Below are 25,104 nucleotides of genomic sequence, written 5' to 3'. Positions count from 1 at the left end.
TACCGTTCCTCTCGTTTCCTTCTTCTATTGTAAAAACGTTTCCGGCGCCGCGTCAACCAAGGACGCTTTCCGCAACTTTATTCCGGGTCCGCGTAAACGGAAAAAACCCGCCGGGCAGAGGCGGGTCTTTCATCATGGACGGAATGAACGGCAGGACTATACGGTTCCCGGCAGTTCGTCCTTCGATTCTCGGTCCAGTTGGCTGAAACGCAGCAGCAGCAGGCTGGCCAGCACCGATACGACGGCGCCCGCCGCGAAAGGAAGTCCGTGCTGGATGCCGAAGAGCGAGGTGCCCGTGATCGGTCCGGCGATCCGGCCCAGGCTGTCCATGGACGAGCTGAGGCCCGTCGTGATCCCTTGACCGTGCCGGGTGCGCTGGGTTAACAGCGAGTTGATGCACGGCCGGATCATGGCGTTGCCGGCGCTGAACACGGTCAGGGCAAGCGTAGCCGTCCAGAAGCCGGCCGAGCCGAGCACGAGCAGGAAGCCGGCGGCCGAGGCGAACAATCCGCACAGGATCGCGAGCTTTTCCTTCTTCTTCTTGGCAATGACGCGAACGAGTCCGCCCTGTACCAGCGCATCGGCAAATCCGCTGAACATAAACATCAAGCCGATCTGCAGCGGCGTAACGCCGAAACGGGAGATCTGGAAATATTGGAAAGTCGCTTCCAGCCCCGCGAGCGAGAAGGTGACGAAGAAGGTCATCACATACAGATAACCGAGCTTTCCGCGCAGCAGAGACCAGCGGGACGGCTTGTCCCCCTGATTCTGTCCTCTGTTATCCGGCAGCGATTCTTTAAGCTTCAAAAATCCCGCGCAGAAAATTCCCGCGGACAAAAGCGCGGCTCCCCAGAACGGGAGCGACAAACTGACCACACTTAAGGTCCCCCCGATCGCCGGACCGAAAATAAAGCCCAGTCCGATCGACATTCCGACGAAGCCCATGGATTTGGTCCGTTCCTCATGGGTCGTAATATCCGCGACATAAGCCAGCGCGACACCGCTCAGCGCCCCCGAGCAGATGCCGCCCAAAATGCGGGACAAATAGAGAAGCGGCAGATTCGTTCCCGCCAGCGCCAGCAGGACGAAGGAAATCATAAAGCCGAAAATTCCGGTCAGCAGAACGGGCCTGCGGCCGATTTTATCCGAGAGACCTCCCCATAAAGGAGAGACGAGGAAGGACATGATGGAGTATATGGAGAGAACCCATCCCAGATGCGTCTCTCCTTGCGGTATTCCGTGCAGCAGCTCGGGCAGGACGGGGATAATTAATCCGAATCCGAGGTAGACGGTAAACATCAGCAGCATGATGAAGACGACACGCTTGTTCATACGATCGGCCCCTTTTGAATTTCTTGTACCTGTGTAAAGATTACGCTTTCTTAACCTGCGCCTTTTTCATCTGCTGGTGTTTCTTCGTGTTCGTCAGCTTATGGAAAATAAGAATCTGCCACGCGTTGCAGGCGAGCAGGACCAGCGAGACGTAAAGCAGCGAAGTCAAATCGTTGATGCTGAAAGCCGGAAGCATTTCCAGGCAGGTGACCACGATCATAAAGAACAGCGTCGGTATTCTGGCGGAAGCGTTGGTCAGCTTCACCTTCACCTGCGAAACGATCAAAGCCGCCGCGGCGATCAAGACCGGAATGCCGGCATACATCGCAAAGCTCTCCTTACCTTCCGCAAAGCCCTGATAGCGCAAGAAAAAAAGGTTCGCGATAGCCATGACGATAAAGAACAGCTGAAGACCGGACCACGCGCCTTTGCGGTTCCGGAGAATTCCGATCATGTAATAGTTGGTCATCAGGTACGCGAAATACCCGACCACGCTGATCATACACATGGTAAGTGTCGCCATAATGATCATAGAAAATTCACTTGCGCCGCTCACCGCGACATCCATCGACACAAAGTCCGGGAAAACGGCCTTGCCGATCCCCCAGACGGCAATACCGAGAACAAGTCCGCCCAACATCGTAGACCAGAACAGAAACAGCATCGGTTTTAACATGATTTCTCTCCTTAACCGGATACGGACAAAACCGTCCCCCATTTAGGCAGGGACGGTTCTACCGCTTTTTCGTTTACTTAAAATATTCCGTAGCCGAGCAGCACGACGATCACGATCAGAACCGCCCAGACGACAAAGAGGATCTTAGTAGACGATTCCTTGCCTTGTCCTCTTTTCATGCGTCCGAGAATCATTTCCATAAGTCCGATCATAACGATAGCGATGATTCCCTTCACCACGTACTTGACCGGGAAGCCGTAGCCGATCAGCATGCCGATTCCGGAAACCAGCATAATCAGGTAGAACAATCTGAGGATCATAGGAGTAATTTTCTGCCGGTAAAAAATGGCGCTTACCACAAACAGGATGACGATAAACGCCCACGATCCCGAATGCGATTGATGAAAAATGTTTAACAACTTGTCTGACATGTCGATTCCTCCATGTTCGTATATGTATTCCTTGTAGACGCAGCAACGCCCTTATCATATCAAGCCGTCCGAGGGTTTACAAGGTCCCGGAGACAATAACACCTCCAATAGGACACTAGTGTCGGAAAGTGTTCACAAAACTTTGACCGGAAAAAAGACCCGAAAAAACCCTGGCGAAACCGGCAGATCGCCTGCTTTCGCAAGGCACCCGCCGGAACGCAAGGGTCCGGTTTTGCAGCGGAAAAATGTCAGTCCAGAACGACCGGCTTGCCCGCCTGCGCCGACTCGTACGCGGCCAGACCGACGGCCGCCGCCTTGAGCCCGTCTTCACCGGTAACCGGCACCGGCTTTCCGCCTAGAAGGGCATCGACGAAGCCTCTGATCATGTATTCGTCCATGTTGTCTCCCCAGTAGCTCCACTGGGCCTTGCCGGTGACATCGCTGAAAACTTCGTTCTTCTGCGCGAAGGAATCGATGGAAATGACCCCCTTCGTGCCGGTGATTTCCATCGTAACGTCGCCCCAGGTCGGGAACGATTTGCTGCGGGACCAGCTCGGATCCAGCACGGCAAAGACGCCGTTCTCGAACCTCACGTGCACCATGCCGGCATCGTCGATATCCAGCTCGTGGAAGCGGGTATCGGCATAAGCGAACACTTCACGGACGTCGCTGCCGAGGAACCACCGCATCAAGTCCATCACATGGACGGTATGGTCGAACACGGCCCCGCCGCCGGAGAGCTTCTTGTCGACGAACCATCCGCCCGGCATGCTGCCGCGATTGGTTCCTTTGATGGCGATAATTTCGCCGATTTCCCCGCGGTCGATCGCTTCTTTGGCCTGCACGACGGCCGGTATGTAGCGGCACGGAAACGCTGTCATCAGCTGCACGCCATGCTCCCGGCACACCGCGATCATCTGTTCCATCTCCGTCGTGGAGATGCCGAGCGGCTTCTCGCACAGGATGTGCTTCCCGGCTTTGGCGGCAGCGATCGTAAGCTCCGCATGGCGGGAATTTTCTGAACAGATCACAACGGCGTCAATGTCGGTTCTCAGCAGTTCATCCGCCTCGCTGTAGTACGGAATCCCATAGGTGTCCGTTATTTTGGCGACACGGTCCTTGTCCTCGTCGGCAATCCCGGCAACCTCGACCTCCGGCAAAGCGTTCAATGCGTTAAAATAGGAAAACGCATGACCGTGGGCGAAGCTGATCATTCCGATTTTGAGCTTTCTCATCCCTTTGCGCCTCCTTTCAGCGGCAGCCGGACAGGCTGTCCCTTACGTGCGGATTCGAGGGCAGCCAGCACGATTTCCAGAGCCCGCAGCGCATCTTCCGCCGTGACGAGAGGTTCCTTGTCCTCACGGATACAGGTCAGGAAATGCTCCAGCTCGTAGTAGTACGGGTCTTGGTACGACGGGCTTTTCGGTACCTGCACCCCGCGTGTACCGGCCGGCGCCGCACTGCTTCTCAGCAGCTTCAAGGAATCCGTCTCCCGGCTGTTCAGCCGGATAATGCCGGCTTTGCCGGCGAATTCGGCTGCTGTCGCGAAAGCGCCCGGATAGCCCCAGTGGCCTTCGAGGTTCGCGATGGCTCCGCCTGCAAACCGCAGGGTCACAAGGGCGTAATCCTGCTCCTCGCTGCGCCGGTTGAGAGCGAATACTTCCTGCACTTCTCCGTATGCCCACCGGGCAAAGTCGATATCGTGAATCATCATGTCCATGATGACGCCGTGACTTTTGTCAAAATCGTTGTACCAGTCCTTGACGGTTCCCGGATGCGAACCTACCCGTTTCAAGTGAGCCACCCCGGGTTCCCCGGTTACGCCGGCCTCCAGCTTGCGTTTGAGATCCGCGTATTCCGGGAAGAAACGGACCACATGGCCGATAAACAGACGCACGCCTTTCTTTTGACAGTAGGCGATCATTTCTTCGGCATCTTCCAGCGTCAGCGCAATCGGTTTTTCGCAAATCACGTGCTTTCCCAGATCGGCCGCTTTCATGACATATTCCTTGTGCAGGTTGGTCGGCAGAGCAATGCTGACGGCGTCGATCTCCGCCTCCGCCATCATGTCCTCGAAAGAAAAGTACGCTTTCGTCTGCAAGTGTCCTGCCAGGTCCCGTGCCGTGTCCCGGTCGAGATCGCATACTCCGGTTAATTCGACTCCCGGCATTCGATGATAGTCCGTTCCGTGAACGGTCCCCATTGTTCCGCAGCCAACTACGGCGACTTTCATGTTTGTTCTCCTCTCCCTGAAGCAAAAATCTGTGCGGTACACACAGCTCCCTTCATTATATAGGATAGGAAGAAGCCATAAAATGTCCGTATGTTAAGAAGGCATTAATTTTTCTTATCCTGCTAAACTGTCAGTATGTATGAAGAAAAGACTAAGATTGGAGCGGCCCGGAACCGCACCCCCTCTTTTAGTTAACGCCTGACCCGTTTCGATCAAAACGAAATAGCGATTCTCCGGGATGCCGGCGTCCTTTTGCAAAGCTGGCAATGATTTCTGCCCCCAGAACCGAGTACACGATCCCATTCCCTCCGTATCCCAGGGAAAACAGGCTGTTCGGAAAACCCGGCTGGGTTCCGATCATCGGATAACCGTCATGTGTCGCCCCGAAGACACCTGCCCATGCGTATTCCGCCTGAAGATCCAGATGAGGAAAAAGTTCCTTCGCTTTATGCAGCAAAACGTCTTTCTTTACCGCCAGGCGCGCGGCTCTCTCTTCTGCTGTCATCATCGGCTCATCCTCCCCGCCGATTATAATCCTTCCGTCTCCGGTTGTACGCAAATAGAGGTAAGGACGGGCCGTCTCCCAGATCATGCATTCCTTATGCCAGCCCGTTATTTCTTGAAGAGGCTTGGTCACGACAGAGTAGGTGGTAAGCAGTTTCGCATTCGGATTCCTTCTTATATCCTGGGATTCGTGTCCGGTGGAATAGACCGCGAAGCGGGCACGGATGCTGCCGCGGTCCCGGGTCGTGAATACGATTCCGTCCTTGGTATCCACACGGGAAACGATTTCCGTGCGTGTATACACCTTCATCCCCTTAGCCGCCGAGGCCGCTATCAAACCGTGTACAAGGGCATAAGGATTAATGGCAGCCCCTTCGCCGGTCAGGATGGCTCCGGGTTTTGTAAATGAAAACTTCTTCGCGATCCGTTCGGGCGTTAAAAATTCGACTTGAAAACCGTATTTCACCAGGGTCCGGTATTCCTCCGTCAGCAGCGGCACATCTTTCGCATCCGAAGCAAGATACAGCGAATCCCGCTGCTTGAAGTGGGCGTCCAGCTTCTCCTTGCGGCAGATCTCGCCAAGAGTCCGTACCGCTTCCCCGCACAAGTTGTAAAAAGCGACGCCGTTTTCTTCCCCGAATGAATGAATGCAGCTGGTCAAAGTTTTATCGTTGAACATATGGACAATTCCCGTGTTGACTGCCGTACTGCCTCCGGCGATATCCCGGCTGTCCACCAACATAGGAGTGAATCCCTCCTGGATTAACCTGTAAGCGGCCAGCGCACCGGCCACTCCCCCTCCGATGATAAGAATATCGCATTCGGTATCGCATTCGAGTTTCGGATACCGGGCGGTTTCCGGTTGAATATGAGGCCAATAAGGTTCTCCTGAAATGAGGTCCATACGGTCAGATCTCCTTCCGTTTGAAATCGGCGTATTCGCGCGTGCCGTGGCTTCTGTGGCGTGAACTGAAAGGGGCTGTACCTTTGATTATGCCCATCTAGGGAAACCTCTACCTATAAAAACGGCTTTTTTTACGCTTGGCGGCACGAAAAAACCGTCTGACGCGGCATCTGCGCATCAGACGGTCTTTCTCCGTTTTTACCAGGTTACAAAAGGGATCGAGCCCGGCGTATCTCCGCCCATCATTTGGGCGACCGGTATCGTATACGCAACAAGGATCAGCACGGCGGTCACGCCGAGCCAGAGCCCCCAGCGCTCGAACAGCTTCGGAGTCGGCTCCGATGCATCGCGCACTTCGCCGATCGGGTACTCCGTCTCGCCTTTAGGCGAACGCATAAGCGCGACGACGTTATAGATCATCATGACGACGGCTACGAAAAGAATCATGCCGCCGATCGCCATCGCGACGTGGTACGGCATCCACAGCACCGTGTCGGGATGATTCTCGTACGTCGTGTACGCGGTCCGGCGGGGCGAGCCGAGCAGGCCGACGGTGTGCATGGAGCCCGACATGAAGAACATGCCGACGCACCAGAGAATCGTCTGCCAAATTCCCAGCTTGTGCAGCCTCTGCGTCAGCTGCCGGCCCGTGATCGCCGGGATCAGCCAGTAGGTGATTCCGAAGAAAGTAAGGGCCACGCTGGTCGCGACGGTCAGATGAAAGTGTCCCGTTACCCAGAGGGTGTTGTGCACGACTTGGTTCATCTGGTTACTGGCATTGATGATGCCGCCCGCTCCCGCCGGGATAAAAATCAGCATCCCCATAAACGGAGCGAAGAACCGGACGTCTTTCCAAGGGAGAAACTTAAACCAGCCGAACAGGCCTTTGGCCCCCTTCTCCCTGCCTGTCGTTTCGAAGGTGGCGAACAGCGAGAACGCCGTCATCAGGGAAGGCACGATGACCATGAAGGTCAGAATAACCTGAAGGAATTTCCAGAACGAGCTGATTCCGGGCTCTGTCAACTGGTGGTGAAACCCTACCGGAATCGAGAACAGCAGGAACAGGATAAACGAAAGCCGGGCAAGCGCGTCGCTGAATATTTTGCCGCCGATCACTTTCGGAATAATCGTATACCAGCAAATATAGGCGGGCAGCAGCCAGAAGTAAACGAGCGGATGACCGAAGTACCAGAACAGCGTGCGGCTCAGAAGGACGTTTACGGTGTCGACCCAGCCGAACGACCAAGGAATCAGCTGGAGCAGAACCTCCGCCGCCACCCCGATGGTCGCGACCTGCCAGAGCAGCATCGTAATGACCGCCATGAAGGAAAACAGCGGCGACAGCTGCCCTCTATGAGTCCGCTTCCAGTAGCGGTAATTGATAAAGATGCCGAAGCCGCTCATCCAGCTGCCGACGACAACCATCGTCAAAGCGATGTAGAAATACGGCGATGCTTTAAGAGGAGCGTAGAACGTGTACAGCACGGACGCTTTATTGAGCAGGATAAAAACGGTTCCCAGCGCCGTTCCGCCCGCCATCAGGCCGAAGCCGAGCCAGGCGAGGCGCCGCGGCAGCGGCAGCAGCTCGCCACCGAGCGTTTTGGAGATACCCGAATACAGGAACCCGATAATGAAAAAGGTCGTAAAAATGAGCGCCATCAGCACGCCATGTGCCGTCAGCAGCTGATAATAGCCGATTCCGGCGGGCAGTTTGATCATGCCTCCGCGGACTAGGCCCTGCAGCACTCCGGCGATACCTCCCAGAAGAAGAGCGCCGAAAGCGAATAAAATGTGAGCGAGAACGAGCTTGCTGTCTTTCGGATTAAAGGCAGCGGCGGCTTGCCGAGCCGGTTGCGTTTCGGTACCGTTCATACATAACGACTTCCTTTCTGCCGGTGGGTTTAATGAACGACAATCGTCGTTTTCATCCATTCGTGGGCTCCGCCGCAGTATTCGTTGCAGAGCACGAGATAAGAACCCGGCTTGTCGAACTTATACGTAAGATGATTCACTTCACCCGGAAGCACCATCATGTTTACATTTGTGCCCGGGATTTCAAACCCGTGGACAACGTCCTTGCTTGTGATCATAAAATGCACGGTCGCTCCCGCGGGAACTTCCATCTTGTCAGGCTTGTAGCCGAACGCGAAGGCGGTCATAACGGCTTCGTATTCGTTCTCCCCGACTTTTTTGAGGCCAGGCTGATCGAAAGGCGGCGTCAAATCGACCTTCGCCGGATCGATCGTGTGCGCATGCCCGGTCGGCGGGTTCATTCCCATCGCAAACGCCGATACGCCGATTACGGACAGGAAAACGATGAGCATGGAGATGCCGAAAACGATCCAAATTTTCTCCAAACGATGAATATGCATGTAATATCCCCTCTTTTTTTCCGATTCGCGGAACTTTTTGCGCATTTGTCCCGTTATCTTCTTATAAGATATAGAGCAAATACGCCGAACCAGGTAATCAGAATAAACGCGCCCAGAATCATAACCGATGCGAAAGCGCCTTTCAGTTCCGGTTCCTTCTCGTTCGCCCCGCTTTGCGGAGCGGGCTTAATGTCCTGCTTTTCCTTGGCAGGCGCGAGCTTTGCCATAGCGGCATCCCCCTTTGTCAATGAAGCTTTTCATGGTTTCATCTTACCTTCGGACTGAGCACCCACATGTGATAAGAATCACAAATTCTTTATGAAATTGTAACGATTTTGTTACAAGGTTTTAGGTATCGAGACCTGGTTCTACATGGTATAATGGCATAGCAAATCATATGTAAAATGTTTGTAAATTGAATGAACAGGAGATCTGTGATGCAGAAAGGTATTCATTTTATAGCGCGTCGGCTGCACTTATTCGTTTGGCCCCTGCTGCTCGTTGTCTTCATTGAGTTTTTAAATCGGGGAGGAGTAATGGCCGCCCTATCCTGGGTCAAGCACAGTCCGGGCGAAATGGTGCTGAACTATTTGCTGACCTTCTGCCTGTTCCTTGTTTTTACCGCTTTGACCGGCCGGAGCCGCATCGCGTTCTGGATCGTAGCCGCTTTCATGCTGATCTGCGGCCTTATTAGCGGAATCAAATTCAAGATTCTCGGCGTGCCTCTTCTGCCCTGGGATTTGTTTCTCAGCAGCGAGACGACCGATATCGTCCAATACTTGAACGGTTTGTTCGATAAAACGATCGTAATCGGCATTATCGTCTTCCTTGCGGCCAGCGTCGCGCTGCTCTATTTCGTTCCTTGGACCCATTCCCGCTTCCGCTGGAAAGAGAACATCGTTCTCGGTGTTCTTGGCATCGCGCTCGCATGCGTGGTCTATTTTGACAAACCGGTTCCTATCAAATCCGCCCTTCATATTTCCACCATTCCTTGGAACCAGGCCGATAACTATCATGTCAACGGGTTTATGCTGTCCACCGTCATGAATATCGAGCAGATCATTATCGATGCTCCCCAGGGCTACAGCCAGGCGAATATGGACAACTTCGTGAAGAAGGTCGAACGCCGTACAAACATAGATCCGAATGTAAAACCGAACATTATCGTCATTCTCGGCGAAGCTTTCTGGGATCCTACCCGGATGAAGAACGTCACGTTCAGTGAAGATCCGGTTCCGTTCATCCATCATCTCCAGCAGAACTATTCCAGCGGTTACATGCTGTCGCCCCAGTTCGGCGGCGGAACCGCCAATGTCGAATTCGAGGTGCTCTCGGGCAATTCGATCCGCTTTCTGCCGGAAGGCGCTATCGCCTACAATCAGTACATGAACCGTCGCGTCGATTCACTGGCCAGCATTTTAGCGAGACAAGGGTATCAGACGGCGGCCATTAACCCGTTCCATAACTGGTTTTTCAACAGCCGCAACGTGTACCAGAACTTCGGATTCTCCAAATTCATTTCCCAGGAGTACTTCGAACCGGAATACAACGGTCCTTATCTGACCGACAAAGCGGTGATGAACAAAATCATCGAGCAGGTCGACAGCTCGCCCGGCCCTGACTTTGTATTCGCGAACACGATGGAGAATCACGCGCCGTTTACACCGGATAAATTCAAACAGAACACCATCAAAGCGAGCGGCAATTTCCCAGAGGAAACGAAGGGCATGATCGAGACACTCGCCCAGGGCGTTCATAATACGGATGCCGCGCTTAAAATGCTTGTGGAGCACTACGAGAAGAAAGGCGAGCCGACGATCATCATGCTGTTCGGCGACCATCTTCCGGCCATGGGCAATAACTTCCAGGCTTACAAAGATACCGGATACTTGAAGGACGATGACGATTCCGCAGCCGTGCTGGATAAGATGTACACGCTGCCCGTGGTCGTCTGGGATAACTATTTGCCGAAGCACCAAGATAAGCTCAACATGAGCGCTTCCTTCCTCGGGCCTTATCTCTTGAATTTGGCGCAAAAAGAAGGAACGCCTTATACGGATTACCTGTTCTCCTTGTCCAAAAAGTTCCCGATGATCCCGCCCCGGAATCATTACGACCGGTTGAAGCTAACCGAGCAGGATGTGACGGAATACCGGATGCTTCAATACGATGTTCTGTTCGGGGAGCAGTACAGCTTTAACGGCTTCCGCGACAAGATCATCAATCCGAAATATACGCTCGGCTACGGCGAAATGTCGATCGACAGCGTATCGCCGCTTCATCAAGGTACGGCCGGAGGCAGCGGTGGAGACTCTTCCGTTGAAATCAGCGGTAAGAACTTTGCTCCGAGCTGTGTCGTTTATTTGAACGACAAGGCCTTGAAGACGACGTACGAGAGCCGCCAATCGCTCTCCGCCGTCGTACCGAAAGATGCTATCGAGCCGGGAAAACCCGTCAACCTGCAGGTGAAAGTGATCGATTCCAAAAACCTGCCGATCCAAACGACACCGATCAAACAAGTGAATGAACTGAAATAACGGCACGCAAAAAAAGACTTGGCCGTGCGCTTCCCGGGGGAAGCGTACGGAACCAAGTCTTTTTTTGATTCAGATGAAAGGGGTCTAAGAAGGGACGACCCCGCTTAACACCCGGCATCGGCCGGGAGCGTCCGTGCGGAACTTTTCCACGTTGCCGTTGTCCGCTACCGTGACATAAACCGTTCTGCCGTCCGGACCGCCGAAGGTCAGGTTCGTACAGTTTTTGCCGTGAAGAACGACTTCCTGAAGAATGTTGCCCTGAGGGGAAATCTTCACGACCGTTCCTTTCCCGAAACGTGTGCTGTACAGGTTGCCCTGCGAATCGCAGCGCATTCCGTCCAGTCCGAAATCGGGAAATTCGATCAGCAGACGCTTGTTGGAAATCGCGCCCGCTTCGCTCAGATCGTATACCCAGATCCGGCGCTGAACGGATTCGTTCACATACAGCCTTTTCCCGTCCGGTGAAACTTCGATCCCGTTGGTTGTCCCCATCCCGCTCTCCAGAAGCGTCACATTACCCGGGGTCACCCGCCAAAGATTGCCCGTGTTGTTGCTCCAGTTCGGATCGCTTGCAAAAACAATATCGTTAGCCGAGATCGCAATATCGTTCGGCTGGTTCATTCCGGGTCCGTGCGCCCAGACCGTAACGGCTTTGGTCTTCATGTTTACTTTCAGCACGTTATGATTCTTATAATCTGCGATCAGCATCTCTCCGGCACGCGTAAAACGGATCCCGTTGCCGATGCTGCCGTTCGGAAGCTCCAGGAACACGCTGCTTTGGCCTGCCGGCGTTACTTTGCCGATGGTGCCTTCTCTCGCATAATTAACGGCATACAAATTCCCTTGGGCATCGCAGGCGGGACCTTCGATTCCACCCGTAAATCCGTGCGGAGGTGTAAATACACTGCTAGTGAACAATTTCTCCATGTCTGATCTCTCCTTTTTTTATCAACTCCACCAATTAAAGGATATCTTATCTAGCCGAATCAGCGCTCGGCTTTTTTTCTGAGATCGTGAACCGCCACAACCTTAGATCGCTGACAGCTGGCGGATAACCAGTCCTGCCGCCCCGATGGCGAGGGCTTCTTCTCCAAAGCTTCCTTTGCTGAATAGCACCTGGTAGTCGGGGTAATAATAAGTTTTCTTTATCGCGGTCTGTGTGGCGGTATAGAAGAATAAATCATTCGTCGAAATAAGCGGTCCTCCGAGCACGACCTTCTCCGGATGCAGCATATTAAGCAGATTGGCCAGCCCGATGCCGAAATAGACGGCGGCCTGCGTGATGACTTCCACCGCCAACGGGTCCCGGCTGTGGAGAGCCTGCACAATCTCGCGGAACGTAAGCGCATCCGGATTGCCGAGCGCGGATAGAACACTGGATCGTCCCTGCTTGAGCCGCGCACGTATTTCACGTTCGACGGCATAAATGGATGCATAAGACTCCAGCGCCCCGTAATTCCCCTCCTGGGACCGGGGAGCGACGCCATCCGTCTGGATGATCATCTGCCCGATCGAGCCTTCCATATCGACGGCCCCGTAGATGAGCTTCCCTTCGCTGAGCATGGACGAGCGGAGGCCGACGCCCAGGTGTACATACAGCATATGACGGAACGAGCGTTTATGCCTCGACCAAGATTCCGCGAGAAGCGCCGTATTGGCTCCGTTATCGAGGAGTACGGGCATCCCGAGCCGCTCCTCCAGCATCTTCCGGATGGGTACACCCTGCCAGCCGGGCGTCGGGAAATAACGCGGATTCAGGATGACGCCTTCCTCGCGGTTTACCGGGCCCACGGCTCCGACACCCATGCCGAGCACGTGTCCGGGGGAAAAACCTCTGCGCCGGAGCATCGCTTCCGCTTCGTCGGCGATGGACGCCAGCAGCACGTCCGGCGTCAGCCCCTCCTTCATTTCCCACGTCTTTGATTCAAGTACCTTCATCTGCATATCGGTCAGAACGAGGCGGGAGAGAGTACGGGATATATCAACGCCGAATGCGCAGCCGTAGTCCGCCTGAATCCGGTAAAGAACCGGTCTGCGGCCGCCCGTGGACGGGCCGTGCCCCGATTCCGCGATCAGACCCTGAGCGCACAGTTCATCCAGCAGCCGGGTAAGTGTGCTTACGGTTAAGCCACTTTCCTCCAGCAGCTCGATCTTGGAGACCGTCCCGCCCTGGCGGATCAGCTCGAACAACTCTTTTTGTTTGCGGTTTCCGATGCGCTCGGAAATCGGACTGTTAACCATAAATCGCCACACCCACTAACGCACTAAGCAGAATAACGGACAACGGATGCATTCGGTAACGGGTAAGCCCCAGCAGCGCCAGCAGGAAAATGGCCGCCGAAACGCCGGTTTTCCAGGTCCACCATTCCGCGCGGAAATAAGTAAAACCAAAGCGCAGAGCCGCAACGACGACCAGCGCGGCCACTACGGGACGCAGCCCGTAAAAGACGGTTTTGACGGTTCGGTGCGTCCGGAGGGCATAGAAAAAACGCGCGACGGCGGCGATCAGAACGACCGAAGGGAGCACCATGCCCAGTACGGCTGCCGCCGCTCCGGGAAGCCCCATCGTCATTTTGCCGATGTAAATCGCGCAGTTCGTCGCCAGCGGCCCCGGCGCCATGCCGGAAATCGCCACGGCCTCCGAAAACTGCTCGGGCGTCAGCCACCCCTGCAGCTCGACCTCATGCTGAATGGCCGGAATCATCGCGAATCCGCCCCCGAAGGAGAGAATTCCGATTTTGAGGAACGTCCAGAAAAGGGTAATCAGCATCGTGACACTCCCCCTTATATGCCTTCGCCGAAATAACATTCGAGCTCGGGATAGCGGGGAACGGCCGGGTCAGCGGGCCGCTCCCGTCTCCGTTTTTTAGGCTCGAAGCGAACGGCGAAGCCGAAATGTCCTTTTATCAGCACCAGCAGGCAGCCGGCGGTAACGCCCACCAGCATGACGAGCAGAGGGTGGATTCCCGTCAGAAGCAGAGCCGCGATAGAACCTGCGAAGACAGACAGCGAGGCGCCGTCAAATACCGAAGAGCGCAGCAGCTTCAATCCCGCGTAAGCGATCAGAGCCAGAACCGCCATCTGAATGCCTTCCATTGCCGCAATAACTTTAGGATACTGCCTGAACGCCGAAAAGCCAATAGCGAGTATAAGCACCAGTACGAAGGTAGGCAGCATCATGCCGAGAACGGCGGCAAGCATGCCGGGAACACCTCCGAGCTTGTAACCGATAAAAGCGGCCGCATTCACGCCCACTCCGCCGGGAGCGACTCCCGAGACCGAAATCACTTCGCCGAATTCCTCCTCGTCCAGCCAGCGGCGGCGCAGCACGATCTCCCGTTCGAGAATGGGCAGCATGGCAAAACCTCCGCCAAAGGAAACGGGCCCGATGCGGGCAAACGAACCGAATAATTGCAGCAGCAGTTTCAAACGGGCAGCGGAAAATTTCAAGAGAGTCATCTTCTTTCGTGTCTGAATATGTGGATATCTCCATTTTAAACGACTTTCTATCATTTTGGAATAAACTTATGCGTATTTCTATTGATTTAGACTTATTCATCTGTTTATAAGCTGAAATTATACTCACTTATCCTTCATTTTGTATAAAAGTTGGGATTTTTAACGTCAATTCCCTCTCTTTGTAAACCTAAAATCCGATCTTTATAATAGGACTAAAATTCCATATTTCGACAAAATATAAGCTTACCTGCCTTTTTTCTTGTTTCACTCCAAATTTACCGGGTAAATAAAGTTAGTTTCTAACAACCCGTACGTCATGCGCTCAATCACCGTTTTGAGGGATTGAGACAGAAGATGAATAACATGAAGGAGGTTGTTTTAGTGAAAAAACACTTAACGGGAGTTTTGGCTCTTCTGCTTACGCTGTCGCTGCTGCCTATCCAGCACGCATCGGCGAAAGAAGCGGGGCCTTGGACCGATCAGACCCTGATCGCTCATGCGATGGGCGGAATTTCCGGTGAAACTCTCACAAACTCATATGAGGCTTTTCTGGTCAATTACGAAAAAGGTCACCGCCTGTTCGAAGTCGATCTTAACTTGACATCGGACGGACAGCTCGCGGCACGGCACGATTGGCTCCGTTATTTGTCCGATCGTCTGCAGCCGACTCTTCCCGACAATCTTAAAGACGGACCTGTCACCTTGGCGGAATTCAAACGACACAAAATTTTGAACAAATATACGCCTCTTGATCTCGATCTGCTGCTTCAACTGCTGGAGCAGTACCCGGACGCTTACATCGTAACCGATACGAAAAGCGAAGATCCGCAAGTCGTTCAGAAACAGTTCCAGCTTATCGTTCAAAAAGCAAAAGCGGTAAATCCGGCTCTTCTGGAACGCATTGTTCCGGAATTGTACGAAATCGACATGATCAACCAAGTAAAGCAAATCTATGATTTTCCAAACTATCTTTTCTCCATTTACATGACCAGCTACTCCGAAAAAGAAATCATCTCTCTGGTCAAGAAAAATAACATCAAAGCGGTTGCGATGCCGGTCGAACGGGCTACCTCTACGATGATCGGCGGCCTGAGCAACCTCGGTGTTCCCGTCTATGTCCATACGGTGAATGAGTTGAAGGAAATCAAGAAGCTGAAAAAAATCGGCGTACACGGCTTTTACACCGATTTCCTGACTTACCGTGAGGTTGCGCCGGATTCGGCGGCCGCCAAAACACAGACCGCGGTCAAAGCGGCATCGGCCGCGCCGTCGGGCGACCAGGCAAGCGGCGTGGTACAAGCCGGGGAAAAACCCGCTGCCGGAGCTCCTAAAGAGACGCTTATGCAAAAGCTCGCTTCGCTTGTCATTCAAGTTTTTGAAAAGTAAACGATCTAACGGGTACGCTCATCCGGCGGCCCGTTTTTTTGCGCCCGAAATAAATGGCCCTGCGGTAAGCCCGGACATGCAAAGAAACCGGGTCACGAGGACCCGGTTCTTCGTATAGGAACGGAGCTCGCTCCGTTTCTTTCATATGCATCGGCCTGGTTAGATACGGCGATCGGCGTCCGCGGGAGCGTCATCACGGTAGCTGCTGGACCAGCGGTGATATTCGTCCTCTGCGGCATCCTTCGTATGTCCGTAACGCTCTTGAAGCTTGCCTACTAGCTTGTCTTTCTCGCCGTTAATTACATCCATATCGTCGTCCGTGAGTTTACCCCACTGTTTTTGCGCTTCCCCTTTGAGCTGTTTCCATTTTCCTTTGAATACGTTGCTGTCCATGGTATCTCATCTCCTTAGAGGGTTATTGGTTATCTCTACAATTCTTACTTACCCGGCAAGATGTTTGATGAAACCCCGGAGCCTGTCACAATAAGAGGCTTCGCATCCAAATCAAAAGAGCCGACTCTCTTGGAATCCAAGCAGCTGTCGGCTATCTTTATTACATCACACTTCCTCCCGCTGCGGCAGGGGGAAATTTTTACAGAATGGGATACAAATGTCCACTTAAACAAGACGCTTCGCTGTTACCTTGTGAGAGCGTCATTCCGTTCAACGTCTACCGCTCTAGCCTGCCCCAATTACAGGCCATTTCCATTTCCCAGATTCCATTCGGAATAAAACCGCACCAGATACTGCTCCATAAACTCATGCCGCTCCTCGGCCAGCTGCCTGCCGGTCTCCGTGTTCATCCGCTCTTTAAGCTTGAGAAGCTTCTCGTAAAAATGATTGATCGCAGTGCTCTTGCCATCCCGGTACTGTTCCGCCGTCATTTCCGAACGCGGTTCGAGCTGCGGATCATAAATCAGGCTTCCTCGCGCCCCCGCGTAAACGAATGTCCGCGCTATGCCGATGGCTCCGATCGCATCGATCCGGTCCGCATCCTGGACAATCCTGCCCTCGAGCGTGCTCATCTTTGTGCCCGTGCCGCCCCGAAAAGACAAGGTTTCGATGATGTCCAGGATATGCCCGATGGTTTCGCCGGGCACCTCGTTGTCCGCCAGCCACTCGGCGAGTTTCTCCGTTTCCCTCTTCTTGTCGTCCACCAGTTTCTCGTCAACCAGATCATGAAGTAGAGCAGCCATTTCGCAGACAAACTCGTCTGCATTCTCTTTCTTTGCGATAAGCTTGGCGAGACGCGTTACACGGTGAATATGCCACCAGTCGTGCCCGGTCGGTTCGTCCTTCAGCTTTTCCCCTGCCAATTGATACGCTTTCTCCAAAACAGTCTGTGGTTCCATAGCATACAATCCTTTTTTAATAATAATTGTGGAAAGAACGCCTCGATTTTGCCCCGGTTTGCTTCCGATATGCAGCGGGTCCAATCTCCGGACAAAAAAAAGTGTACTCCCCGGAATTGCGAGAGTACCAGAACGTGTGGAGTGTGAAATTGAAGCTGACCCGTACCCTTATTACACCATAAATAGACAAAGTTCATAAGGGATAAATTCGGCGAATAAAGGGCACAATTATCTACTCTTTACTTGGAATTGCCCTATTTCCAGTAAAAATACCGCATACGGCTTCAGCCTGTATGCGGTATTGGGCTTTTTAACGCGTCTATTAAGAAATAGCGCGCATCAATTCCTTCACATCTTCAATGCGCGTCAAGCCGGTTGCGGAATCGATAATCGACGTGTACACGTGAGGAATGATGATTTCCGCTCCGTTCTCCGCACAAACTTCCACGACTTTGCCGATGGTATCGATGTCGATGCCGCCGGTCGGTTCGAAAATTTTGATTCCCTGCGCGACGGAGGCTTTTACCATTGCCGCCAGCTCGTCCAAATGCTTCGTTCCGCCGATCGGATAGAACTTGACGGAGTGAACGCCGATTTCAGCGAGCATGGCCGCTGCCGCTTCACAAGAAATCGTGTCGTTTTCAAAAGAAACGCTGGTCGGTCCCGTGGCGATTCTTACTTGACCGGCCGTTCCGCTTGGTGTGATCAGGGCGTTCACGAGCGTATCCTCGCTGCCCACCGCGCGCATAGCTCCCAGCGTGTAGCCCGCAGCCGGGAACACCTGGTTGACGTGAGCCGGTTTCGTGCGGACGGAAACGTCCACAACCTTGCTCCACATCGCCGGATCGCCGGCGCCGAGACCTACGGAAACCGGTACGCCTGCGGCTTGGAACTCTTCTACGGTTTTAACCGCTTCGTCCACGGACGGGAAATTCTTAACCATCAGGCCCACATATACGCGACCTTCCGCCGCTTCTACGATCTGCTTGGCGTTTTCAGCCGTTTTCGCTAATACGTTTAATTTAATCGTCGGTTGTGCCATTTCGTTCTCTCCATCTCCTTTATCTTTAAGGGGGTTTTAAAAACTAGGCTTGCAGAATTTCTTTGATTCTCTGCGCGATCACGCGCTCCTGTCCTTCCAGCAGAGGACGCGGGTCCACGCTGATGATTCCGAGGTTGGAGTAATGGTTGCGCGTGTACACGGCCGGGCTGCCGGATTCGAGCTCCTTGATGAGCTCGTATGCGGTTTTGCCGGCGGCTTTCGCGTCAATGGTGAGCTGCGCGCGGTAGATGGCGCGTCCGGCTTCGTCCTGAGTGATGGCACCCTTCACGCCGGGAACGTCTTTCAGCTCCGCGATGAGCCATTCCATGCGCTCACGCTGCTGCTGGGATTCGTCCGGACGGTTGTCGTAACGGCGGAGCGCCGTCAGGAGGCCGATGATGCCCTCCTTGCCGATCTTCATCGGACGGCCGACGCCTTTGTACTGCGCCCGGCAGGCAACCATCAGGTCCGCGCGTCCGCAGATGAAGCCGGACGTCGGGCCTTCAAGGGCTTTGCCGCCGCTGTACACGACGATCTCCACGCCCATCGCGACGTACTTGCGGAAGTCTTCTTCGGCGGCCGCGTCCACGATAAGCGGAATGCCTTTGTCCTTGGCGATCGCCGCCATCGTTTCGATGGACTGCATGCCCTTCTGCACCGCGTGGTGAGATTTCACATACAGCAGGGCGGCGGTTTTGTCCGTGACCGCTTCCGCGATGTGGTCTTTCTCCACGTGGTTGGCTTGGCCAACCTCGACGACTTTGCCGCCGCCGATCGCGATCATCTGCGGAATGGACGCTCCGAAATGGACGGAGTGGCCTTTCTGGATGATGATCTCGTTGCGGAGGCCGTCGGTGAGCGGAATACGCTCGATCAGCGACAGGCTTGTGCCCGCGATAACGGCCGCGACCGAAATCGCGATGCCTCCGGCCGCGCCCGTGGTCGGACAGCCGTCTTCGGCGCCCGTCACTTCGGCGATGACCTTGCCGGCCTGCACCATCAGCTCGCTGATGTCCACGTAGTCCATTGCCGCCTCGGCAACCGCCGCCGCCACATCTTTGTGGACGGCGCTGGCTCCGAGTGCAGTCATTTTACCGCTTGCATTGATGACTTGCTTACAACCGTAACGCTCAAAGATACTCATGGTCTCTCTCCTCTATCCTTGATTTGAATCCATGGTATGAACATCTTGTCGTGCAGAGCTAACTTTCGCCAATCTCGCTTTATTTCGTTACGATCGGGAAGATCGCGCCGAGGATCATGGCTCCGATAATCGCGCCGCCGGCGATCGGCTTTTTATAATAGTAGAAAATAGCCGCGCCGATAGTTGCGCCGATCCCGACCGGAATGGAAGCCATAACGGCGGAGATGACAATCAGCGGGCCCAGATAACGCCCGGAGGCGTTCCCCGCACCCATCATGACATCCGCTCCGAACGTTGAATTCGAGGCGTTGATCGTAAACTTACGAATCAGGATGATGACTGCGCCCACGGCTACGCCGAGTACGGCGCCTGTCAGAAGAGCCAGCGGGAAATTCGTGAGCGGTGCCGTCATGCCCGCGCCTAGCATAAGGGCCGGCACACCGATGCCGATTCCGGTTTGAAGCGAGCCGCCGATGTCGAGGATACCGACCAGAGGGGCTTCGAGAATACGGGCGAACAGGAAGCTTGCGCCGAATGCCGCTGCGGCCCCGTAGCTGCCGCCCTTCAGACCGGCTTCCAGCATGGCGACGATCGCGATATCGTTAAAAGCGCCTACATGATATACATAGTATAAGTGAGTTCCGGCAAAAATCCCAGAAGAAAGACAAGCGACGAACAAAACAAATGCCCACTCGGAATACCAGAAGCCTTTTTGCAAGTTGTTTTCCATGTTATTTCACCACCGATCCGAAGAATGCGTGCAGGTCGATAAGCCACTGCGGCGTTGTCAGGCTCATGCTCTTAAGAAGCGCCACGTCAAACGCACGGAAGAAGCCGCTGAAGATGAACAGCAGGATAACGGCAACGAGCATGGTCTTCGTGATCCGGTTCCAACCGCTGTCGTCTACGCCTTTACCGATCAGAATCCCCAGCACGATACCCGGCACGGCGTTGCCCATAACGAGGTGGGAGAAACCGCCGAGCATAGTCGCCCATACGCCGGTCCGTTTGCCCGCATCCATGGCTGCGGTCCAGAATACGATCGGCATGATCGGATTGATCAGCCAGTTCGCCGCCGGGACAAGAACCTTCGTCGCCACGGATTGCAGCGAAGCCGGAATTGCTGCGGCTGTCGAGTTCAGCAGCGCGACAACTACCGCGCCGATGATCGCGCCGGCCCAAGCCATTTTACGCGGATCGTGGAGAGTTTCCTCCAGCTTTTTGTTGCGGGAAAGCAGCGCAGCGGCCGACCAGTGCGGAATGATCCGGTGGTCGACGTCCTGGGTCAGGGCGCCTGCGCCCACGACGGATGCCCAGGCGTTGAACAGGAAGCCGAGGCCGAACGAGAAGTGAGCGACGGCGTCGCCTTCGCAGGCGTTCAACTCGCCGAAAGTGCGGAACGCGCCCATTCCCTGCACGTTCGGTGCGTGGAACATCCGCGCTGCGCCGGCTCCGACCCCGAAACCGACCAGGAGTCCGATAATAATGGACTCAAATACGATCATCAATGTGTTCATGTGTATCCCCCAAAACTTCAGTATACAGGTGGTCTCCAGTTCTCTCTATCCTCACACAAAACAGCTGCCCCGGCAGCTCAGCGCATATGAAGCAGACGCTGATACTTGCTCAGGTTCTCTTTATTTTCTGTAAATTCCACTTCCGAAAGGTTTACATATTTCAGTTTGACCGTTATTCGCAGAGTCACCTCGTAACGAGTTCTCGTCCGCGGAAATAAGAATCCGAGAAACTTCTCACGGTATTGCGTCAAATGGGCCGAAACGACTTCCACATCCTGAGGCTCGATTTGCAGAAGCACATCTGACGTCTCCTTTGAAATTTGGCTTTTCATGCGGGTCAGAGCCTGTTGAAAAGCTCCTTGCTTGGTTTCCGATATCCCGCTTACGACGAGTGTTAACGGCTTTTCCTGAAACATGGTTTACCTCCCGTTTTTCTTGATATATTCTTCGGTCAGACGGCGGCCGAGTTCTTCGACATCCATGAAACCGAACCCAAGAACTTTTTTACCTTCGCGGATCGCCGTAACGCCCGCATCAATGGAACGCATGCCGAATTCCATCGGATATTTGTATTTGGTATTCGCCGTAACCGCACCCGCTCCGCCGCTTCCGCAAAAGGAAATGCCGAAATCCGCGTTTTCCTTGTTCATCACGTCGCCGAGCTTCATGTCAGCGCCTACGCCCGGAATCACAATCGCGATGCCGCCCGCAGCCTCTACCCCTTTTGCCACGTTCTGGCCTTTGCCGAGACGATCACCGATAACTACTTTCACTTTGTTTTCCATGAACTTTCACTCCTTAAAGGTTAGTTTTCGCCGCTTCGAAATGAACGGCCAGGAAGAATATCTCGGCGTCATCCAGTTTCCTTTGCGGCGGCATGTTGTAGTCTGCGAACAAGCGCTTGCTGAGATCTATGGACTCCGCGCTGATCTCCTCGAACATCTCCGGCTCGATTTCCGGCAAATATTCGTCCTGATCGACTCTTCTCAGGAAAGCGAGAAGATGAATGCCGATAATGACGGCTTTCGTATGCGGAATACTAAGCCCGATCTCTTGCGACATCGGGCGAAGTTTCGTTAACAGGTCTTTCACCGCTTCGAGTTTTTCGGGAGAAGCTTCCGTTTTTTGCGGAATTTCTTCCAGGACTTCATTTATGTTGTACATGATGTATCGCTCCAGCTCTTAAAGTATATTGCGGCAGCAGCTGCTGGTCGTATCGGACCGTTGTGCCTTCCGAATCCGTAAGGGAAACGGGCTCCTGCACAAGCCGGAATACGGTGATATCCGCTTCGGCGCCTTCGCGGAGGGTACCGATTTCGTTTTCACGCTGAATGGCTTTGGCCGGGGCCACGGTGGACCAGGCTACCACCTGCTCCAGGGAATATCCCATCGCCAGGAGCTTCGTCATTGTGAGGGCGAGGCTGTAAACCGGTCCACGCTCCAGGTTTTCCAGATACAAGTCCGTGGAAATGGAGTACGGGTCGATTCCCAGTTCCTTTGCTTTAGTCATCGTGTCAAAGCTGAAACTGGAGCTTCCGTGTCCGACATCGAACAGGACGCCGCGTTCAAGCGCGCGGACCGCCTGCGGAATCAGGCCTCCGTCCGGGCTCAGGATGCCGCCCGCTTTGCCGTGGAAGGCATGCGTAACCACATCGCCCGCTTCCAGCAGATCCAGCACGTCTCCAAGCTGAGGCGGGGCGTTGCCGATATGGACCATCACCGGAAGACCGGCTTCCCTCGCCGTATCCTTGGCGATCTCCAGAGGCCGGATACCGCTCGTTTTGACGACCGAGCCGCTCATGCGGGCCTTGATCCCGATAATAGCGCTCCGGTTGCGCTCGATAACCGCCAGGACTTCCTTGGGGTCCAACTTGGTCAGATCGGCGAGCTCCGAACGTCCTTCGACGAGGCCCGGCGCCGAGATATTCAGCCAGGCGTAAACGCGGCTTTTGCTCGGCTCGATGCTTCTGCGGACGAAATCGTCGAAATTGGCGGCTCCCGAGCTGCCGGCGTCGACCACGGTCGTTACCCCTTGGTCGATTCCGACGCGGTCAGGGGCTACGCCCATGGCAGGCACGCCTTCATAAATGTGGGTATGAATATCAATGAAGCCCGGCGATACATAACTCCCCGAAGCATCGAGCGTTTGCCCGGCCTCGACGACAGCCGTACCCGGCTTGAAAACACCTGTGATTTTCCCTCCGCTGACCGCAACATCAAATGCACCGGATATTCCTGTGGATGGATCGATTGCTGTTCCTCCGTGGATCAACAAATCCGCTTTCATGGTTACGCACTCCTCTCAAAATACCGTAGAATGGCCATTACTTCGCCTTCCGTCGCGTGGATGCGATGCTCGGAAAGCAGCATTTTTAATTCCTCCGCCAGCTCGCCTTCCACCCCTTCGGATGAAGGAGCGGAGCCCGTCTGGATATAAGCCGTATCGAATGCGATGCGGTTCATCATAAAAAGCAGATGAAGCGTCAAGCCTTCGAGTCTCTCTTCATTCAGATACGGAGCGAAACGTGTCCGGATTGCCCGGCTCAGTTCGAAGCCTTTCCAGATGATATCCTGGAATTTCTGCTCCAGATAGGAAAGCTCGGGCCGCTGCAGACTCGATGACCGGCCTGCCGACGCGCCCTTCGCACCCCCGTGCTTCTCCAAGTTTTCAAGCCTAAGCCGGATCGATTTGAAATCGTTCTTATCCGGAATCGGATTGACTACCACGACGGGGACGTGCGCTTCAATCGGGAAAATACTGATGACCAGATCGAAATCGCCGACAACCTGCTTGTCGAACTCCATCACGGAACAGAAAGCCGCGACCTGGAGTGTCTTGATTTCATTTTCGATGACCGTCTTCAAAAGCTTCGACGTCCCCCGGCCGGTTCCGCATACGACCAGCGCCCGGTACTGCTGAACTTCCTGCCTGCGTTCGAAAGCGGCCTGAAAGTGCAGAACAATATAAGCGATATCCGAGTCCGACAACAGAATGCCGTAAGGGGAAAATACTTCACCGCAGGCGGATCTCACGGTTTCGAACATGGTCCGGTAAGATCGGAGTATTTCTTGAAGCAGCGGATTCGGCTCCGCGACTCCGTAGCTGTACTTGTTCAGTTTGTCTGCGATATGCGCATGCAGGTGCTGCATGAGATCCGGATCTTTGCGGAACCGGACGTGAACCGACTCACTCACGATATCGATCAGCTTCTTTGTCACGGCAAAAGCGTCGGGCAGCTGTGCCCCTTCTTCATCCCGCGCTTGAAGCAGCGGGGGGATCAGACCGATGGCCGGGAGGCTGACGTAGCGGATGTTCTCCTCCGAAAGAGGAAGCTCCAGCTCCGCGAACAGCCCCGTCAGCTTCTGCCGGAATAAATCCGAGATGCTGAGGTGATAGCCGGCCAGCGACCGCTGATCGGAGGCGACGGGGCGTTCGCCGGAATCGGCGGCCGGTTGTTCCTCCTCCGGGCGCTGCCTCTGAATGACGATGCAGAGCCGGATAAACACCCCGATGATCGCATTGTCCGTCAGCAGCAGCTGGGTTTTCTCCCGGATCTCGCGGACCAGGGAGCCCACATCCTCGAACACGCGGTCGAGGTCGCGCACCGGCTGCAGAAACCATTCCAGCAGCTTGCTGAAGTGAAGATGCGGACGCCGTTCCTGCACGACTCCCTGCACGATCTGGAACATGTCGTTGCCGTCCAGCAGGTCCTGGATCACATGCTCCAGCACTCCCCGCCTTCTCATTTCGGAACCGCTTACCCGGATTCCATGCCGGGTGCGGTTCAGCGTCAGTCCCGAGCCCGCAAGCAATTGATCGGCCAGAGCCAAATCCGCCTGAACCGTGTTCCGGCTTACATCGTGCTTTGCGACGAGCTCGCCGATGGTGAGGTACCCGTCCAGCAGCAGCAGATCGATCAGCATATGCCTCATCCGCCCCTGCTGGTTCAGAAAGACGTGCTCGCCGACGGCATCCAGCTTCTCCAGCAGATGAATGCGGTCCGTATCGCTGCAGTCGATCCAGATCCCCCGGCTCGGCTTCGACAGCAGTTCAATCTGCTCCTGCTGGAGCCAAAGCCGGATGGATTCTAGATCGTATTTCACGGTTCGTTCGCTGACTTGAAACTCTTCCGCACATTCCTTGATGCGGAGCGGACTGTGGGAATAGACGATTTTTTTGAGCAGTGCACGAGATCGCGTTGTGAGCGTCATGAT

26 protein-coding genes are annotated in these 25,104 nt (G+C 54.5%); 2 read left to right on the top strand and 24 right to left on the bottom strand.

Annotated features, from left to right (window positions below; genetic code table 11):
- Window positions 1-156: 156 nt before the first annotated feature.
- The 9 genes from KVT34_RS00365 to KVT34_RS00325 all read right to left on the bottom strand — a co-directional run bounded on the left by KVT34_RS00365 (window position 157) and on the right by KVT34_RS00325 (window position 8,679).
- A complete protein-coding gene (locus tag KVT34_RS00365; protein ID WP_217556116.1) occupies window positions 157-1,332 on the bottom strand; it encodes an MFS transporter in 1,176 nt (391 codons plus the stop codon).
- 40 nt (window positions 1,333-1,372) lie between these two features.
- Entirely contained in the window at window positions 1,373-2,008 is a 636-nt protein-coding gene (locus KVT34_RS00360) for a KinB-signaling pathway activation protein (protein ID WP_217556115.1), read from the bottom strand.
- Between the two features lie 77 nt (window positions 2,009-2,085).
- Window positions 2,086-2,439 carry a DUF1516 family protein gene (locus KVT34_RS00355; RefSeq protein WP_053228684.1) on the bottom strand — a complete coding sequence of 118 codons (354 nt, stop codon included), beginning with the start codon at window positions 2,437-2,439 and terminating at the stop codon, window positions 2,086-2,088.
- Window positions 2,440-2,687: 248 nt separating this feature from the next.
- Window positions 2,688-3,674: a Gfo/Idh/MocA family protein gene (locus tag KVT34_RS00350; RefSeq protein WP_217556114.1), complete on the bottom strand. Its 987-nt coding sequence runs from the start codon at window positions 3,672-3,674 to the stop codon at window positions 2,688-2,690.
- Window positions 3,671-4,672 (bottom strand): Gfo/Idh/MocA family protein, encoded by a 1,002-nt coding sequence (locus KVT34_RS00345; RefSeq protein ID WP_217556113.1) that lies wholly within the window; start codon window positions 4,670-4,672, stop codon window positions 3,671-3,673. The genes KVT34_RS00350 and KVT34_RS00345 overlap by 4 nt, the downstream gene beginning before the upstream one ends.
- A gap of 187 nt (window positions 4,673-4,859) precedes the next feature.
- Entirely contained in the window at window positions 4,860-6,080 is a 1,221-nt protein-coding gene (locus KVT34_RS00340) for an NAD(P)/FAD-dependent oxidoreductase (protein WP_217556112.1), read from the bottom strand.
- Between the two features lie 198 nt (window positions 6,081-6,278).
- Window positions 6,279-7,952, bottom strand: coding sequence for a b(o/a)3-type cytochrome-c oxidase subunit 1 (locus KVT34_RS00335; protein ID WP_217556111.1), 1,674 nt, complete (start codon window positions 7,950-7,952; stop codon window positions 6,279-6,281).
- Between the two features lie 29 nt (window positions 7,953-7,981).
- Window positions 7,982-8,452, bottom strand: a complete 471-nt coding sequence (locus tag KVT34_RS00330; RefSeq protein WP_217556109.1) for a cytochrome c oxidase subunit II — start codon at window positions 8,450-8,452, stop codon at window positions 7,982-7,984.
- A 53-nt stretch (window positions 8,453-8,505) separates the two neighbouring features.
- On the bottom strand, window positions 8,506-8,679 hold the full coding sequence (locus KVT34_RS00325) for a cytochrome c oxidase subunit 2A (protein ID WP_217556108.1): 174 nt from the start codon (window positions 8,677-8,679) through the stop codon (window positions 8,506-8,508).
- 210 nt (window positions 8,680-8,889) lie between these two features.
- On the opposite strand from KVT34_RS00325, the gene KVT34_RS00320 reads away from it, so the two are divergent.
- Window positions 8,890-10,989, top strand: a complete 2,100-nt coding sequence (locus tag KVT34_RS00320; RefSeq protein WP_217556107.1) for a sulfatase-like hydrolase/transferase — start codon at window positions 8,890-8,892, stop codon at window positions 10,987-10,989.
- An 84-nt stretch (window positions 10,990-11,073) separates the two neighbouring features.
- Here the strand turns inward: KVT34_RS00320 and KVT34_RS00315 are convergent, their stop codons facing one another.
- The 4 genes from KVT34_RS00315 to KVT34_RS00300 all read right to left on the bottom strand — a co-directional run bounded on the left by KVT34_RS00315 (window position 11,074) and on the right by KVT34_RS00300 (window position 14,448).
- Window positions 11,074-11,916: an SMP-30/gluconolactonase/LRE family protein gene (locus tag KVT34_RS00315; protein ID WP_217556106.1), complete on the bottom strand. Its 843-nt coding sequence runs from the start codon at window positions 11,914-11,916 to the stop codon at window positions 11,074-11,076.
- A gap of 102 nt (window positions 11,917-12,018) precedes the next feature.
- Window positions 12,019-13,230, bottom strand: coding sequence for an ROK family transcriptional regulator (locus tag KVT34_RS00310; RefSeq protein ID WP_217556105.1), 1,212 nt, complete (start codon window positions 13,228-13,230; stop codon window positions 12,019-12,021).
- Window positions 13,223-13,759: a chromate transporter gene (locus KVT34_RS00305; protein WP_217556104.1), complete on the bottom strand. Its 537-nt coding sequence runs from the start codon at window positions 13,757-13,759 to the stop codon at window positions 13,223-13,225. The genes KVT34_RS00310 and KVT34_RS00305 overlap by 8 nt, the downstream gene beginning before the upstream one ends.
- Before the next feature lie 14 nt (window positions 13,760-13,773).
- Complete coding sequence (locus KVT34_RS00300; RefSeq protein WP_217556103.1) at window positions 13,774-14,448, bottom strand: chromate transporter; 675 nt, start codon at window positions 14,446-14,448, stop codon at window positions 13,774-13,776.
- 381 nt (window positions 14,449-14,829) lie between these two features.
- Here KVT34_RS00300 and KVT34_RS00295 point away from each other — a divergent pair, with 381 nt between their 5' ends.
- Window positions 14,830-15,834 carry a phosphatidylinositol-specific phospholipase C/glycerophosphodiester phosphodiesterase family protein gene (locus tag KVT34_RS00295; protein WP_217556102.1) on the top strand — a complete coding sequence of 335 codons (1,005 nt, stop codon included), beginning with the start codon at window positions 14,830-14,832 and terminating at the stop codon, window positions 15,832-15,834.
- A 159-nt stretch (window positions 15,835-15,993) separates the two neighbouring features.
- Here the strand turns inward: KVT34_RS00295 and KVT34_RS00290 are convergent, their stop codons facing one another.
- From KVT34_RS00290 to KVT34_RS00240, 11 genes are all read right to left on the bottom strand, one after another.
- Entirely contained in the window at window positions 15,994-16,227 is a 234-nt protein-coding gene (locus KVT34_RS00290; protein ID WP_217556101.1) for a CsbD family protein, read from the bottom strand.
- 299 nt (window positions 16,228-16,526) lie between these two features.
- Window positions 16,527-17,186, bottom strand: a complete 660-nt coding sequence (locus KVT34_RS00285) for an HD domain-containing protein (RefSeq protein ID WP_217556100.1) — start codon at window positions 17,184-17,186, stop codon at window positions 16,527-16,529.
- Window positions 17,187-17,508: 322 nt separating this feature from the next.
- The gene (locus KVT34_RS00280) at window positions 17,509-18,228 is read right to left on the bottom strand and encodes a KDGP aldolase (protein ID WP_217556099.1); all 720 of its coding nucleotides are present in this window, start codon (window positions 18,226-18,228) and stop codon (window positions 17,509-17,511) included.
- A 43-nt stretch (window positions 18,229-18,271) separates the two neighbouring features.
- A complete protein-coding gene (locus KVT34_RS00275) occupies window positions 18,272-19,372 on the bottom strand; it encodes a DgaE family pyridoxal phosphate-dependent ammonia lyase (protein WP_042228722.1) in 1,101 nt (366 codons plus the stop codon).
- Between the two features lie 79 nt (window positions 19,373-19,451).
- Window positions 19,452-20,102 carry a DUF4310 family protein gene (locus KVT34_RS00270; RefSeq protein ID WP_217556098.1) on the bottom strand — a complete coding sequence of 217 codons (651 nt, stop codon included), beginning with the start codon at window positions 20,100-20,102 and terminating at the stop codon, window positions 19,452-19,454.
- 1 nt (window position 20,103) lies between these two features.
- Window positions 20,104-20,889 (bottom strand): DUF4311 domain-containing protein, encoded by a 786-nt coding sequence (locus tag KVT34_RS00265; RefSeq protein ID WP_009677250.1) that lies wholly within the window; start codon window positions 20,887-20,889, stop codon window positions 20,104-20,106.
- Window positions 20,890-20,966: 77 nt separating this feature from the next.
- Complete coding sequence (locus KVT34_RS00260; protein WP_217556097.1) at window positions 20,967-21,305, bottom strand: DUF4312 family protein; 339 nt, start codon at window positions 21,303-21,305, stop codon at window positions 20,967-20,969.
- 3 nt (window positions 21,306-21,308) lie between these two features.
- Window positions 21,309-21,674 carry a glycine-rich SFCGS family protein gene (locus tag KVT34_RS00255; RefSeq protein WP_217556096.1) on the bottom strand — a complete coding sequence of 122 codons (366 nt, stop codon included), beginning with the start codon at window positions 21,672-21,674 and terminating at the stop codon, window positions 21,309-21,311.
- 13 nt (window positions 21,675-21,687) lie between these two features.
- Complete coding sequence (locus tag KVT34_RS00250) at window positions 21,688-22,053, bottom strand: PRD domain-containing protein (RefSeq protein WP_217556094.1); 366 nt, start codon at window positions 22,051-22,053, stop codon at window positions 21,688-21,690.
- The gene (locus KVT34_RS00245) at window positions 22,037-23,176 is read right to left on the bottom strand and encodes an amidohydrolase/deacetylase family metallohydrolase (protein ID WP_217556093.1); all 1,140 of its coding nucleotides are present in this window, start codon (window positions 23,174-23,176) and stop codon (window positions 22,037-22,039) included. The genes KVT34_RS00250 and KVT34_RS00245 overlap by 17 nt, the downstream gene beginning before the upstream one ends.
- A gap of 2 nt (window positions 23,177-23,178) precedes the next feature.
- Entirely contained in the window at window positions 23,179-25,101 is a 1,923-nt protein-coding gene (locus KVT34_RS00240) for a BglG family transcription antiterminator (protein ID WP_217556092.1), read from the bottom strand.
- Window positions 25,102-25,104: the final 3 nt, after the last annotated feature.

It is taken from the genome of Paenibacillus sp. GbtcB18, from assembly GCF_019091125.1.
Classification (GTDB): domain Bacteria; phylum Bacillota; class Bacilli; order Paenibacillales; family NBRC-103111; genus Paenibacillus_F; species Paenibacillus_F chitinolyticus.
The sequence above is the reverse complement of the archived record's forward strand: the minus strand, read 5'-3'. Positions and strand labels throughout refer to the sequence as shown.